Here is a 14,582-nt window from a genome sequence, read left to right on the forward strand (position 1 = left end):
TCTTGTGTCTGCCGTATGCCTTCCGAGTTTCTGCGCCTGCTGGTTCGTCGGTTTTCCCTGCTGCTGGGCGTGTACCTGCTCCTGCGCCTGGGCTTCTATCTGCTAAATCAGGCAGCCTTTCAGGCCACTCCCGGCCAGGTGGCGCTGGCCTTCTGGCACGGTTTCCGGTTTGATATTGCGGGCCTGCTGCTGCTGAATCTGCCGTGGCTGGTGCTGAGCCTGGTGCCCAGCCGCCACCGGCTGTGGCAGCGGATGCTGCGGGTGGTGTGGCTGCTGCTCAACAGCCTGGGCGTGGCGCTCAACCTGATTGACGTGGAGTATTTCCGGTTTATCGGGCGGCGCACCAGCAACGAACTATTTACCATTGGCGACGATGTGCGCCGGCAGGCCGGGCAGTTGCTGCTGCAGTATTGGTTTCTGCTAGTGCCGTTCGGGCTGCTGCTGGCGGCGCTGTGGTATCTGTACCCGATGCCCCGGCCGGCCACCGCGCCGCCCGCGCCAGCGGTACCAACCAGCCGCACCACGGCGGCCCTGCGCTACCTGGGGCAGGTGCTGGTGCTGGGCGGGCTGGTGGTGCTGGGAATTCGGGGCGGCGTGCAGCTCAAGCCCCTGCGCACCGGCCACGCCTTCATGCAGACGCCCCCGGTGCTGGGCCACGTGGCCCTGAACAGTACCTTCACCTTCCTCAAAAGCCTGGGCGCTCAAACGCTGGAGCGGCGGGAGTTCTTCACTTCCCCCGATTCGGTGCAGCAGGCCCTGGCCCCGCTGCCACCCCGGCCCCGCCCCGGTGCCCCCCGCGACAATGTGGTAGTGCTGCTGCTGGAAAGCTTCGCCTCCGAGTACACCGGCATTGAGAACAATGGCCGGGGCTACACGCCTTTTTTTGATTCGCTGGCGACGCAGGGGCTGTTTTTCCGGGAGCATTACGCCAACGGCCGCCGCTCCATTGAGTCGTTGCCGGCCGTGCTGGCGGGTTTGCCTTCCTTGAACGAGCACCCCTTCATCACCTCCCCTTTCCAGACGGACGAGCTGCATGGGCTGGGCGAAATTCTGGGCCGGGAAGGCTATGCTACTTCCATGTTTCATGGGGCGCAGAATGGCACCATGGGCTTCAATACCTTCAGCGGCATTGCCGGGGTGCAGCAGTATTTTGGGCTGAACGAATACCCCGGCGCCGAGAAAAGCCCCGATTTCGACGGGCACTGGGGCATTGCGGATGAGCCCTACCTACAGTACTTCGCGCGGCAGCTGAGCCAGCAGCGGCAGCCGTTTTTCAGCACCCTGTTCACGCTCAGTTCCCACGAGCCGTTTGAGGTGCCCCGGCAGTACGCCGGCCGGTTTCCGGCGGGTACGCAGCCCATTCACCGGGTAATCGGGTACACCGATTATGCGCTGCGGCAGTTCTTCAAAACGGCCAGCCGCCAGCCCTGGTACCGCCACACCCTGTTCATTCTGCTGGCCGACCACACCTCTCAATCAGACCGGCCGGACTACCAGAACACGCTGGGCAACTACAAGACGCCTTTGCTGCTGTTTCACCCGGGCCGGCCGCTGCCCCCGGCCGATGTGCACCGCATCACCCAGCAGGCCGATGTACCCGCCACGGTGCTCGACTTTCTGAACGTGCCCGCCGGGCGGCAGCTGCTGCCGTTTGGGTATTCGGTGTTCGACTCCCGCACTTCGGGCCGGGCGCTGTTTCTGAGCGGGGGCTCTTTGTTTCTGGTGCACCGGGACTTCGTGACGGAGCTGACGGCCGACAACGCCGTGCGCCTCTACCCCTACCGCACCCACCAGCTGCCCGACGCGGCACTTTCTACCCCCGACCCGCGCCTGCTCCGGCAGTACGGTAATGAGCTGAAAGCAGCCACTCAATATTTTTCCGATGGTTTGCTGGATAACCGGCTGTACCGCTAGCTACATCGGCTCGGGTATGTCCGGGCTTTCCAGACTGGCCTGAATGGCCCGGATTTCCTCAGTATCAATGGGCTTGTGAATTAGACCCGAAACCAAATCGTATTCCCGGGCTTTTTCCAGGTCAGTGAGGGCCAGTGAGGAAGTGAGGATGTAGATGTGGCAGCGCCCGAGCAATTCCTGCCGATAGGGTTGCAAAGCATCCAGAAACTGCCAGCCATTCATCAGAGGCATATTCAGATCCAGAAATACTACCTGCGGCGGCGTACCGGCCGTATCCTGTACCAGTCGACCCAGTGCTTGCTGCGCCGAGTGAAACGTGCTAATAGAGGTGGAAAATTCTTCCGCCCGCAGCAGCTGCTCCGTCAGGTAGATGCTGAGCGTATCATCATCGATGAGGTAGGTTTTCACGAGCATAAAGCTAGAACAGAAGCGTAAACTGAGTACCGGCATCCACCGCACTCCGGACGCTGATGTGCCCGTTCATGGATTCTACGTGGGTTTTCACTAAATAGAGGCCAATGCCCCGGCCCGGCGTATCAGGGTGAAAGCGCCGGTACAGCTGAAACACGTCGCCCCGCTCCGGGTCGAAGCCCTGCCCGTTATCCTCTACTCTGATCTGCATCCGCCCATCCGGCTGCCGGGTGGCGTCTATGTTTATGCGCAGGGGCCGGGCGTCGGCGCGGTACTTGATGGCATTGGAGAGCAGATTGTGAAAAATGCTGTGAAAATATGCCCGGCTGCCCATTACTGCAAGATGCTCGGGGATGTAGCATAACACCTGCCCGCCGCAGGCCGCCAACTGAGTTTCCAGGCTTTGCAGGGCCTGCTGGCATACTTCGGCCAGCACTACCGACTCGGGCCGCAGGCTGCCCTGCTGGTCGCGCACCGACAGGATGCTGCTTACATCGGCCACTACTGCGTCCAGCAGTTGCAGGCTGGTGTGCAGGTGCCGAAGCGACTCTTCAAACACGGACGAGTTCTTATCTACCTTCCCCAACAGCGTGGCGTACCCGAGGGAGTTGGCCAGCGGTGCCCGCAGGTTATGCGACACGATGTAGGTGAACTGCTGCAGGTCGGCGTTCTGTTTTTCCAGCCGCTTCAGCAACAGCCGTTGCTGCTCCTCGGCCTCCTTCTGCACCGATACATCCTGCATGGCCCCAATCATACGGAAGGCCCGCCCCTGCTCATCCCGCAGGATATAGCCCCTATCGAACACGGCGGCCCAGGAGCCATCAGCCCGCTGAAAGCAGTAACGCTCCTGCCAGAACACATTGGAAGTTTCGAAGGCCGCGTGCCGCAGCCCGGCCACCACGCGGGCATATTCGGCCGGGGCCACATAATCACCCCACTTATGGAAAGGCGCAGGGTTCTGGGCCAGCCGGTGGCCGAACAGGGCTTCGAATCCCTCGCCCCAATACAGCGTATCGGCCGCAATATTCCAGTCGTATACGGCATCGGTGGTGGCTTTGAGGGCGTAGTGAAACCGCTCGTTGCTGGCTTCCAGCCGGGCCTCCGCTTCCTTCTGCCGGGTGAGGTCGTGCACGGTACCTACCAGCTGGCAGCTCCCGTCGGCCCCGAATACGGGTGTAACACTCACCTCGCCCGTTTTGCGGCCATTCGGGTACTCGGAGGTTTCCTGCCAGGTAACGGTTTGGCGGGTTGCAACGGCTTGCTGGTAATACTGCACAACCTCTCCCAAGGCCGGCTCCGGAATGATTTCCGTCACCAGTCGCCCCACCACCTGCCCGGTGGGCAGGCCGGTAGTAGTTTCGAAGGCGTGGTTTACATACAGAAACCGATACTGCCCGTCATCTACCCCCAGCACAAACACCACGTCGGCAGTAGTATCCAGAATGGTAGCCAGCTGCCGCTGCCGCTCCAGCAGCAATTGGGTAGCGGCCTCCGGCCCAACCGGTTGGGCCACACCGTAGAGCCCGGCCGGCTGCCCGGCAGCGGCCGGCCGGGGCAGCAGCAGCACGGTAATAGTCCCGCGTTGCAGCGGCAGCTCAGCCGTAAAATCAACAGGCCGGCCGGACAAGGCCTCCCGTAGTAGCTGAGGCAGCAGGCGGGTTTCCGGGCCGGGAAGTAGTTCAGCCAGGTTAGTGTGCAGCAACTCGCTGGCCGGCCGTTGCACCAGGCCGGCAAAGCCGGCCGTAACCCGCAGCAGGTTGCCATCCGCGTCCAGCACCACCACGGCCCGCGGATTCATGTGAAACTGAGCTTGCTCGGGTAGTGTGGCAGTAGGTATCATGGGCAAAAAACAATGCCCCAGCCGGGCCGGCCGGGCCCGTAGGCAGAACCAAACCTAAAGAAAGCAAATTACCGCAACTCCGCGCCTACCACCGACACAGGTAATTTCCTATTGGTTAGTGCCGGAATACCACGGCACCTCGGCCAGCTGCTCGTTGGTGCGCTGCTCGAAATCAACGCGCCAGCAAAAATGCTGCAGCCCGTTGGTGAGCAGTAGCAGTGGGGCCCCAATGGTTTGGTTGTAGGTGGCGGCCTGCATGGCCACGGCAGCCGTGATGGGCACGGTGGGCCGTTTGCATTCCACCAGCAGCAGCGGCTGCCCCGCGGCGTCCAGGGCAATCAGGTCGGTGCGTTTCTGGCGCTGGTTGTAGCGGTGGCCTCGCTCCAGACTCAGCAGGCCCTTGGGGTAACCGCGGTGCGCCATCAGGTAATGCACCACGTGCTGGCGCACCCACTCCTCGGGAGTCAGCACCACATTGCGGCGGCGCAGCACGTCCCAGATTAGCAAATTTTCGCCGGATTGTATAACTTTGCAGTCGAAAGGCGGCAGGTTCAATTCTTGCATCACCTCCAAAGGTACGGCCCTGGGCAGTCAACTCCCGCTTTTCGCCCCGTACCGTCGCACCCCATCCGCTGGGTTCCGACGGTTTTTTTGTACCTGAAATTTTCCGGCTGAGGGCTCGGGGTTACGGCAGTAGGCCGCAACCGGCCAGCTCGCAGCCTTTCTCCAAGCAACAACCCTATATTTCGCTTATGAAAACTAAATCCGACATCGTCGAGAACTGGTTGCCCCGCTACACCGGCGTGGCCCTGAACGAGTTTGGGCAGTACATTCTGCTGACCAACTTTATCAACTACGTACACATGTTTGCCGAGCAGTTCGGCACCGAAGTACGCGGCCTGGACAAGCCAATGCAAACGGCCACGGCCAACGGCATCACCATCATCAACTTCGGCATGGGCTCTCCCATGGCCGCTACCGTTATGGACCTGCTCTCGGCCGTGAAGCCTAAGGCGGCCCTGTTCCTGGGCAAGTGCGGCGGGTTGAAAAACAAAACCAAGCTCGGCGACCTGATCCTGCCCATTGCCGCTATTCGGGGCGAGGGTACTTCGGATGACTACCTGCCGGCCGAAATTCCGGCCCTGCCGTCGTTCCGTTTGCAGCGGGCCGTGAGCAGCATGATCAAGAAGCACGAGAAAGATTACTGGACCGGCACCGTGTACACCACCAACCGCCGCGTGTGGGAGCATGACGAGAACTTCAAGGAATACCTGCGCCAGATCCGGGCCATGGCCGTGGATATGGAAACGGCTACCATCTTCACGGTGGGCTTCGTGAACGAAATTCCCCATGGTGCCCTGCTGCTGGTATCGGATAACCCGATGACGCCGGAAGGTGTGAAAACCTCGGAGAGCGACAAAAAAGTAACCACCGACTTCGTAAATGCCCACCTGCAGATTGGCATTGAATCGTTGCTGGAGCTGAAAAACTCCGGCGAGTCGGTGAAGCACATGCGCTTTGAATAACCGAAAAAAGCTGCTATTTGCGGGGCCTGTGCTTGCTGAAGCGCAGGCCCCGCTCTTTTTCAGCCTACCCACTTATGCCCCTGGTTGCCTCCCCTCCCTATTTGCATGTCAATTACGAAGGCCGCCGCCGCACGCTACTGGGCCAGTGGCAGCGCTCCGTGATGCCTTTCGAGATGCACCAGGGCTACGCCTGCCTGCTCGATGCAGCTCAGCAGTACGACTGCCACTATTGGCTGATTGACACCACCCGTCGCGCCGCCGGCATCGATGCGACTGACGTGTTCTGGATGCTGGATGTGTTTTTCCCGCAGCTGGCTCCGCGTCTCGGCGGCACTACTTACCTGGCTTTTCTGATGGCGCCTAACCAGCTGGCGGGCGTGCTGGCCACTCCGGCCATTCCGCCCCTGCCCGATGGCCAGAATCTAGCGTATTACCTGCAACGTTTTACCGATGAGGCCGCGGCCCGCCTCTGGCTGCGCAAATGTGCCCGCATAGCCCGGTCGCAACAGGTGCGGTAACTGACAGCGGGCTACGTACATTCGTGGCATGATGCCTTCCTACTCCTTTTTGCGGCAAGCCGCGGCCGGTATGCTGCCGGCTTTGGCCGCCGCCACGCTGCTCGGTGCCTGTCAAAGCAATTCCCGCCAGCCCGCCGACCTGCTGGTGTACAACGCCACCATCTACACCGTCGATTCGGCGTTTAGTACGGCGCAGGCTTTTGCCGTGAAGGATGGCAGGTTCGTGGCCGTTGGCACCGCTGAGGAAATCAAGGCAAAATTCCAGGCCAAACAGGAAGTAGATGCCAAAGGGCAGTTCATTTATCCCGGCTTTTACGATGCGCATTGCCACTTCTACCGCTACGCTTTGGGCCTGCGCGACGCCGATCTGGTGGGCACCGGCTCGTGGCGCGAGGTAGTGCAGAAGCTGCAGCAGCAGCGTCAGCAGTATCCGCAGGCTACCTGGCTTACGGGCCGGGGCTGGGACCAGAACGACTGGTCCAATAAGCAGTTTCCCACCAAGGACACGCTGGATGCACTGTTTCCGAATATACCCGTCTTCATCATTCGGGTAGATGGGCACGCGGCCTTGGTAAATCAGAAAGCCCTGGATCTGGCGGGCGTTACGGCCCGTACGCCCATCAGCGGCGGCACCATCACCAAGGATGCCAACGGCCGGCTCACGGGTTTGCTGGTAGATAACGCCGTGCGGCTGGTGGCCGGTAAAATTCCGGAACCCACGGCGGCCGAGGCTGAAACCGCCCTGCTGGAAGCCCAGAAACGGTGCGTGGCCGTGGGCCTCACCAGCCTCGCCGATGCCGGCCTCGACAAAGGCAACATCGACCGGATGGCGGCCATGCAGGACGCGGGCAAGCTGAAGCTGCGCCTGTACGCCATGCTGGCCCCGACCAAGGAAAACAAGGATTTCTACCTCAAAAACGGCCCTGTTTTCAAAGACCGCCTCACGGTGTGCTCCTTTAAAGTGTACGCCGATGGGGCTTTGGGCTCTCGGGGGGCCTGCCTGATTCATCCGTACGCCGACCGGCCCCGGGAAATCGGCTTTTTGCTTTCATCGGTGGCCGATTTCCGCAACCTGGCAAAAGAACTGGCTGCCAGCAAGTTTCAGATGAACACCCATGCCATTGGGGATTCATCCAACCGCCTGCTGCTGGACATTTACGGCGAAGCCCTCAAGGGCCAGAAGGACCGGCGCTGGCGCATTGAGCACGCCCAAGTGGTCAGCAAAACGGATATACCCAAGTTTGGCCAGTACGGCATTGTGCCCTCGGTGCAGCCCACCCACGCCACTTCCGATATGTACTGGGCCGGGGAGCGGCTGGGGGCCGAGCGCCTCAAAACTGCCTACGCCTATAACGACCTGCGCAAGCAGTATGGCCAGGTAGCCCTGGGCTCCGACTTCCCGGTTGAAGACATCAACCCGCTGTTCGGGTTCCACTCGGCCGTGGCCCGGCAGGATGCCAAAAACTACCCGGCCGGCGGCTTCCAGATGGAAAACGCCCTGAGCCGGGAGGATGCCCTGCGGGGAATGACTACCTGGGCCGCCCACGCCGCCTTTGAGGACAAGCAGAAAGGCAGCATCCGCCCCGGCATGGCCGCCGACTTCGTGCTGCTACCCATTGATTTGCTGAAAGCCCCCAAAGAAACCCTGCGCACCGCCCAGGTACAACAAACCTGGATTGCCGGAGAGCGGGTGTTTCTACTTAAGAACTGAGAGCTGAGATACTAGAAATGAGAAGTGAGACTTTCGTTCTGATGGCCTAGTTAGGCTCCGGAACGAAAGTCTCACTTCTCATTTCTAGTATCTCAGTTCTCTAAAATTACCACCCCTGCTCGTCGGCGGAGGGGCCGTACATGGCGGGCAGCGGGATGTCGAGCAGGCGTAGGTACACCGACAGCTGGCCGCGGTGGTGGATGCTGTGATTGAGGCCCATAATGCGGATGGCGGCGGCTTTCGGACGTTCCATTATGGTTTGCTCACCGCGGTGCAGGCGGAAGCTGCCGGTCAGCTGCTCGTCGTCGGAGTCCTGTAGGGCTTGGCGCAGACTGGCACTATACTGGTCGAAGCGAGCCAGCAGTTCCTCGGAGCTGCTGGGCGTGGGGCCGGGCTTGGGGCCGTTGGGGTCAAGGAAGTCGCGGGAATCAGCCTGCACGAATAGCTGCTTGAAGGCCAGCAGGTTTACAATGTGCGAAGCCAGCTGCCACAGCTTCATGCTTTTGGGGTGGGGCTGGAAGTCGGCCTTATCGTAAGGCACGCGCTCCAGGAGCTTGCGGGTGGTAGCCAGCTCGTGGTCGAGCTCAGCCAGGATATTCTGCTGGAAAGAGGAAGTATGCATGCACAGCTGGGGTTAGGTTGGGGGAAAAGGTACACGAGCACCGGGACGCATCCCGATGCTCGTGCAAGTAACCAATACCGGGCAATATGTTTAGCGGGCCGGTACTGCCACGTTGGGTGTAGCCGACGGCGGGCCAGGTATTTCCTCAGTGGTGGTATTGTTATCCTCCCGCAGCTTCTTACCCCGCAGCTGAAGCAGGAATATCAGCCCCAGAATAAAGAACACAATCAGCGCCAGAATGCTGTAGCGCATATTCCCGCCGGTCAACTGCGAGATACCACCGAATACCACTAGGCCAACCACAATACCTACCTTCTCCGTGACATCGAAGAAGCTGAAATAAGCAGCGGAGTTTGGGGTATTGGCTGGAATAATTTTGGAGTATGTACTCCGCGACAGGCTCTGCACTGCCCCCATCGTGAGGCCGATTACAGCCGCCAGCGCATAGAAGCTCCAGCCGGCCTGCACGAAATAACCGGCAATACAAATCAGCATCCAGATGAATACCGCCCAACTTAAGGCGCGGGTATTGCCGATGCGCTCCGAGAGCTTAGCGAATAGGTACGCTCCAAGAATACCCACAATCTGCAGCAGCAGAATAGTGATGATGAGCGACTTGCTGTCCAGGTGCAGTTCTTCGTCGCCAAACAGGGTGGCCACGTACATCACCGTCTGCACCCCCATGTTGTAAGTGAAGTAGGCCAGTAGGAAGCGTTTCAGATTCGGCTGCTGCTTGGTTTCTTCCCACACCTTGCCCAGTTCCCGGAAGCCGTTCAGCAGCCAGCCCGAATCGGAGGCCGCGCCGGCAGGACGGCCGGGGTCGGCAGGCAGCGTGAAGAAGGGAATTTGGGCGAAACCAGCCCACCAGATGCCCGTGAGAAGGAAGCTATACCGCGTAGCTTCGCCCGCCGTGAGCCCGAACATAGGCGTGCCGGAAAGCGTGGGTCCCTGAATGAGCATCAGGCACAGGATCAGCAGCAGTACGGACCCGATATAGCCCATGGAAAACCCCCGGGCCGACAGCGAATCAAACTTCTCCTCCGACGAAATATCAGGCAGGTAGGAGTTGTAGAAAACAATAGACCCCGAAAAGCCTACCGTAGCCATTATGAACACAAATACGCTGATAGTGAACGTGCTGGGTTCGAAGAAATACAGCCCGGCACAGGACAACGCCCCGATGTAGCAGAAGATCTGCAGAAACAGCTTCTTACGGCCGGAGAAATCAGCCAGTGAGGTAAGCAGCGGACTTATCAGGGCAATGATCAGAAAAGCCGCCGATACCGAATAATTCTGTAAAGAAGTACCCGGGATGTGCATTCCCAGAAACTCAACCGGAGTTTTGCCGCTGTCGGTGTTGGTAACGGCCTTTACCATCGAGCCCCAGTAAATGGGAAAAATACTAGAGGTGATTACCAGCGGATACACCGAGTTAGCCCAGTCATAGAATGTCCAACCGGTGGTAATGCGCTTGTCGTCTTTCGGCACGTGGTACAGATCAGGGGCGGCGGTAGCGTCGCTCATAGAAGCAATGGTTGAGGTAGGTTGCGAGCAAGTTAACGGGATTTAGCGGTTGGGGTTAGCCCGCCGCTATTTCGAGCCGCTCCTCACTACTCCAACGCCCGCAAAGCCGCTACCTGCTCCGGCGTATCTACATCCAGTACCCCAGCCGGAAAAGACACTTCCATGACCTGCGCGGCGTGCTGTTTCAGCAGGTACCCGGCTCCGCTGCCATCGGGCAGGGCCAGCAAAGCGGGCATCATGGCCGCCGCAAAAAACACCGGTACTCCGCGCGTATCTGCATAGGTGCAGGCCACAATGGGCTGATCAGTTTGCTGATGCGTGGTTTCCAGCTGGAGCAGCAACTCTGGCGTTACAAAGGGCTGGTCGCAGAGTAGAATGATGACATCAGTTGGGGAAGAAATAAGTTGCCCAAGCTGCTGCAGACCGGTTTTCAACGACGCTCCCATGCCCCGCTCCCACTGCGCGCAACGCACGCTATGCACGGGTAAGCCGGCAAGTTCGGGTAGCAACTGCTGATGCAGCGCGCCGGTAACCACTACCACCGGCGCACCAGCCGCGGCAGCCACTGCCGTTTCAGCGGCCCGGCGTAACAAGGTCTGCCCTCGAAACGGCACCAACTGCTTGGGCTCCCCGAGCCGGGAAGAAGACCCGGCGGCCAGCAGAATAATGGCAGGCATCAGAACCGGGCGTTACAGGCCGCACACCGCATCCACCCTGCCTTCCGGCACCAGCGGCGCAGTAGCACGCAGGGGCGGATGAATCGGGTGGGGCGAGTCGCGCAGGAAGCCGGCGGGCCGGCCTGTCAGCACCGCCTGAATTTCGGCAATGATGGACAGGGCAATTTCCTCCGGGGTTTCGGCTCCCAGATTCAGGCCCACGGGACTGTGAATGCGCCCCTGCAATTGCGCGGCGGCATCGGGTGTGTCCTTATGCAGGTCTTCCAGCAGCCGCTCGTACTTCTTGCGGGGCCCCAGCAAGCCAATGTAGCGGGTGGAAGCGTCTGGCAGCAGATGGCGCAGTACTTCCAGGTCGTAGTAGTAGTTGTGCGTCATAAGCAGGGTCAGGCTGCCGTCGTACGGCTGCTCTTTCACCTGCGTCAGGGGTAGCACTTCCACAGTGGCAGCATCGGGGAAACGGGTGGCCTGGGCCTGAGCCGGGCGGCCATCGGCTACCCGCACCTGCCAGCCAAGACCGGCCGCCAGTCGCACCAGCGGCTGCACATCATTGCCGGCCCCGTACACCGTGAGACGCACCGGGGGGCGCAATATTTCCAGGCTTACCCGAATAGCACCGTAATGATGCGTAGCCGGTTGCCCGGCCCTCAAGGCCTCCTGGCACGCCGTTAGCAGTTGCGGATACAGTTCGGCCTGCGCGGGTATGGTTCCCTCGAAAGCACCACTGGGCAACAGCGCCAGCCGTTGACCAACCACTACCTCAGAAGCCGTGCCTGCCGTGGCAAAGACGGTAGCAATAACGGCGGGGGTAGCAGCCTGTTCCGCCCAGCGGCGCAGCAGTTCAATGGGATTATTGGGGTCCTGAAAATCCAGGGGCTCCAACAGAATTTGCACGATGCCCTGGCAGCCCAGTGCGGCTCCGAACTGTAGGTCATCGTCGGGGTCCGTAGAGTCGTAGGTAACCACGGTGGGGCGGCCCTGCTGAATGGTACGGCGGGCCCGCTGGCGTGCGTCGCCTTCCAGGCAGCCCCCGCTGATAGCTCCGGTCAGCTGGCCTTCATCCGTAACGAGCATGCGGGCACCAGGCCGACGATAAGCCGAGCCAGCCACATCTACCACCGAGGCCAGGGCACAAGCCCGACCAGCAGCGCGGTGCGCATCATAGGCAGTCAGCAGACGTTGTAGTTCAGTCATGATAAAGGCAGTACGGACGAGGATGCGGCGGCGTTGGCCTGAAACTAACATTCCGGACAAAGCAGGGAATGTAGAAGTACAACCTGAAGGTTATACCTGCATCCTCACTTTGCCCGGAATGATGGGGTTATTTACGCCTGCACCGATTTTGTTTCCAGCACTTTATCCGGAGTGATGGGCAGGCTGCGGATGCGCTTGCCGGTGGCGTGGAACACGGCATTGGCCACGGCCGCCGCCACGCCCACCATCGAAATTTCCCCGATGCCCTTCACACCCATGGCATTGATATAGGGGTCCTTCTCATCGATGAACTCCACCGTCATGTCCGGAATGTCGGCATTTACGGGAATGTGGTAATCGGCCAGGGAGGCGTTGGTGTAACGGGCCATGCGCGGGTCGCGCACGGTTTGCTCCATCAGCGCCGAACCGATGCCAAAAATGCTGCCCCCGATAATCTGGGAACGGGCCGTTTTGGCGTTGAGGATGCGGCCCGCGCCGTGCACGCTCACCCAGCGCGTAACGCGCACGGTGCCCAGCTCGGGGTCCACCTTCACCTCGCAGAAGTGCGCCCCGAAGGAGTGCATGGAGTGGTGCCCGGCTTCGTCCTTTTTAGTAGGGTCGGCGTTGGCGGCCGACTGGGCATCTTCGTAACCGCTGCCGTAGCGACCCTGACCGTTGCCTTCCACGTCCTGCATTTCGGCGCGCTTCATCAGATCAGCGTAACTCTCCCCCTTCTGCGGGTTCGATTTCAGCTGCAGCCGGCCCTGTTTCACTTCCACATCGGTGGGTTTGGCGCGGTACAGGGGCGACTTTTTATCCAGCACAGCCACTTTGGTGAGCTTCTGCCACACATCCTGCACGGCCATGTACACCGACGACGACACCGTACCGGCCGCCACTGAGCCACCCGAGTTGGGAGCCGTGGGCAGCTTGGTGTCGCCCAGTTCGAAGCGTACTTTCTCCACGGGCAGGCCCAGCGCATCGGCCGCTACCTGCGTCATTACCGTGTAGGTGCCGGTACCCAGGTCGGTAGCGCCGGCCTGCACCACGGCGTGGCCGTCGGCGTAGAGGCGGGCGCGGGCCGTGCCCTGGGAGTTGTGCACCGGGTAGCTGGCCGTAGCCATGCCCCACCCTACCAGCAGCTTGCCGTCGCGGGTGGCACCGGCTTTGGGGTTGCGCTTGCTCCACCCAAACAGCTCGGCACCGCGGCTATAGCACTCTTTCAGACTTTTGCTGCTCCAGGCCTGGCCGGTGCTGGGGTCTTTCTCGGCGTAGTTGCGCAGCCGGATTTCCAGCGGATCAATACCCAGCTGATAGGCCAGATCATCCATGCTGCACTCAATGGCAAACGAGCCCGGAGCCTCTCCCGGAGCCCGCATAAACGTGGAGGTCATCACGTTGGCGCGGGCCAGCTGGTAGGAGGCTTCAAAGTTGGGGCACTCGTACAGCAGGTTGATGATCTTACTGTTAGGCTCGGCGTAATTGTCCCAGGGCGACGTGGTGGAGGTCTTCTCGTGGATCAGGGCCGTAAGCTTTCCATCCTTGGTAGCCCCAATTTTCAGCGTCTGGGTCTGGTCTTCGCGGTGGCCCATGCTGGTGAACATCTGGGGGCGCGTAAGGGCCAGCTTTACCGGCCGGCCCACAGCTTTGGCAGCCTGCACCGTAAGCACGGTGTGCGGCCAGGTAGAGCCCTTACAGCCGAAACCGCCGCCCAGAAATTTTGTCACCACCCGCACCTGCTCCGCCGACAAGCCCAGCATCGTGCTTAGCGACTTTTGCGTGCGCGACACCCCCTGCGTGGATTCGTACACCGTCAGGCGGTCGGGGGCTTCCCAGTGGGCGGTAGTCGCCCCGGGCTCCATGGGGTTGTGGTGGTTGATGGCGTGGGTGTACTTGTGGGTAAGCTGCACGGGGGCGGCCGCAAACGCCTCCTGGGGGTTGCCGCGCACCGTGTGGCCCTTGGTTTTACCGTCCTGCACCTTCTCAGGGTCGAACAGCTGCGCCTTTTTGTCTTCGTAGGAAGCCACCGGCGCTTCCGCTGCCAGCTGAATTTTCAGCAGCGTGGCGGCGTACTGGGCCCGCTCCAGCGTATCGGCCACTACCACGGCCACCGGCTGCCCGGCGTAGTGAATCTGGTCGGTGGTGAGGGGCAGGAAGCCCATGGGCGCGCCAATAGCTTTTTTGCCTTCGGCATCGTTGGGGGTTTTGGCCAGCTTGGGGGCATTCTGGTGCGTGAGCACGGCCAGCACGCCCGGCTGCTTCAGGGCGGCGCTGGCATCAATGCTTTGAATGCGGCCTTTGGCTACGTCGCTGGTACGCAGCACGGCATGGGCTAAACCGGGCAGGTTGTTGAACTCGGCGGCGTATCTGGCCTGGCCCATCACCTTGGCCCGACCATCCACGCGGTCCAGCGGTTGCCCTACCACTCCCGGTTTGGGGTTGGTTTCAAAAAATGTTGGTTCTGAGAAGTCCATAGTACAGGTAGGGTCAGGATCAGGCTACTTTCAGCAGGGCTTGCACTAGCGTATTTTGGGCCAGCTCCACCTTGAAGCGGTTATGCTCCCGGGGCTGGGCCCCGCGTAAGGCAGCGGCAGCGGCGGCCCGGAAGGTAGCCTCCGTGGCGGGCTGGCCCACCAGGGCTTTTTCGG

13 protein-coding genes are annotated in these 14,582 nt (G+C 60.8%); 4 read left to right on the top strand and 9 right to left on the bottom strand.

From position 1 onward, the window contains the following. Positions 1-15 precede the first annotated feature (15 nt). Positions 16-1,914, top strand: coding sequence for an LTA synthase family protein (locus EI291_RS20030; RefSeq protein WP_125424064.1), 1,899 nt, complete (start codon positions 16-18; stop codon positions 1,912-1,914). On the opposite strand, the gene EI291_RS20035 is transcribed toward EI291_RS20030, so the two are convergent. From EI291_RS20035 to EI291_RS20045, 3 genes are all read right to left on the bottom strand, one after another. After that, positions 1,915-2,322: a response regulator gene (locus EI291_RS20035; protein ID WP_170172735.1), complete on the bottom strand. Its 408-nt coding sequence runs from the start codon at positions 2,320-2,322 to the stop codon at positions 1,915-1,917. A 10-nt stretch (positions 2,323-2,332) separates the two neighbouring features. Beyond that, entirely contained in the window at positions 2,333-4,165 is a 1,833-nt protein-coding gene (locus EI291_RS20040; RefSeq protein ID WP_125424066.1) for a PAS domain-containing sensor histidine kinase, read from the bottom strand. 108 nt (positions 4,166-4,273) lie between these two features. Then, positions 4,274-4,672, bottom strand: coding sequence for a type I restriction enzyme HsdR N-terminal domain-containing protein (locus EI291_RS20045; RefSeq protein ID WP_317127673.1), 399 nt, complete (start codon positions 4,670-4,672; stop codon positions 4,274-4,276). A gap of 245 nt (positions 4,673-4,917) precedes the next feature. On the opposite strand from EI291_RS20045, the gene EI291_RS20050 reads away from it, so the two are divergent. The 3 genes from EI291_RS20050 (at position 4,918) to EI291_RS20060 (ending at position 7,920) form a co-directional block, all read left to right on the top strand. Beyond that, the gene (locus EI291_RS20050) at positions 4,918-5,691 is read left to right on the top strand and encodes an AMP nucleosidase (RefSeq protein ID WP_125424068.1); all 774 of its coding nucleotides are present in this window, start codon (positions 4,918-4,920) and stop codon (positions 5,689-5,691) included. Between the two features lie 74 nt (positions 5,692-5,765). After that, the gene (locus tag EI291_RS20055; protein ID WP_125424069.1) at positions 5,766-6,209 is read left to right on the top strand and encodes a hypothetical protein; all 444 of its coding nucleotides are present in this window, start codon (positions 5,766-5,768) and stop codon (positions 6,207-6,209) included. Between the two features lie 28 nt (positions 6,210-6,237). Continuing rightward, positions 6,238-7,920 (top strand): amidohydrolase, encoded by a 1,683-nt coding sequence (locus EI291_RS20060; RefSeq protein WP_317127674.1) that lies wholly within the window; start codon positions 6,238-6,240, stop codon positions 7,918-7,920. A gap of 106 nt (positions 7,921-8,026) precedes the next feature. Here the strand turns inward: EI291_RS20060 and EI291_RS20065 are convergent, their stop codons facing one another. From EI291_RS20065 to EI291_RS20090, 6 genes are all read right to left on the bottom strand, one after another. Beyond that, positions 8,027-8,542, bottom strand: a complete 516-nt coding sequence (locus EI291_RS20065; RefSeq protein WP_125424070.1) for a DinB family protein — start codon at positions 8,540-8,542, stop codon at positions 8,027-8,029. A 90-nt stretch (positions 8,543-8,632) separates the two neighbouring features. Further along, on the bottom strand, positions 8,633-10,066 hold the full coding sequence (locus EI291_RS20070) for an MFS transporter (protein WP_125424071.1): 1,434 nt from the start codon (positions 10,064-10,066) through the stop codon (positions 8,633-8,635). Between the two features lie 86 nt (positions 10,067-10,152). Beyond that, complete coding sequence (locus tag EI291_RS20075) at positions 10,153-10,743, bottom strand: nucleotidyltransferase family protein (protein WP_125424072.1); 591 nt, start codon at positions 10,741-10,743, stop codon at positions 10,153-10,155. 12 nt (positions 10,744-10,755) lie between these two features. Beyond that, entirely contained in the window at positions 10,756-11,934 is a 1,179-nt protein-coding gene (locus EI291_RS20080) for an XdhC family protein (RefSeq protein WP_170172736.1), read from the bottom strand. Positions 11,935-12,065: 131 nt separating this feature from the next. Continuing rightward, complete coding sequence (locus tag EI291_RS20085; protein WP_125424074.1) at positions 12,066-14,408, bottom strand: xanthine dehydrogenase family protein molybdopterin-binding subunit; 2,343 nt, start codon at positions 14,406-14,408, stop codon at positions 12,066-12,068. A gap of 19 nt (positions 14,409-14,427) precedes the next feature. Next, a complete protein-coding gene (locus EI291_RS20090) occupies positions 14,428-14,568 on the bottom strand; it encodes a hypothetical protein (protein WP_240635616.1) in 141 nt (46 codons plus the stop codon). Positions 14,569-14,582 lie beyond the last annotated feature (14 nt).

Source organism: Hymenobacter rigui, assembly GCF_003944715.1.
Lineage (GTDB): Bacteria > Bacteroidota > Bacteroidia > Cytophagales > Hymenobacteraceae > Hymenobacter > Hymenobacter rigui.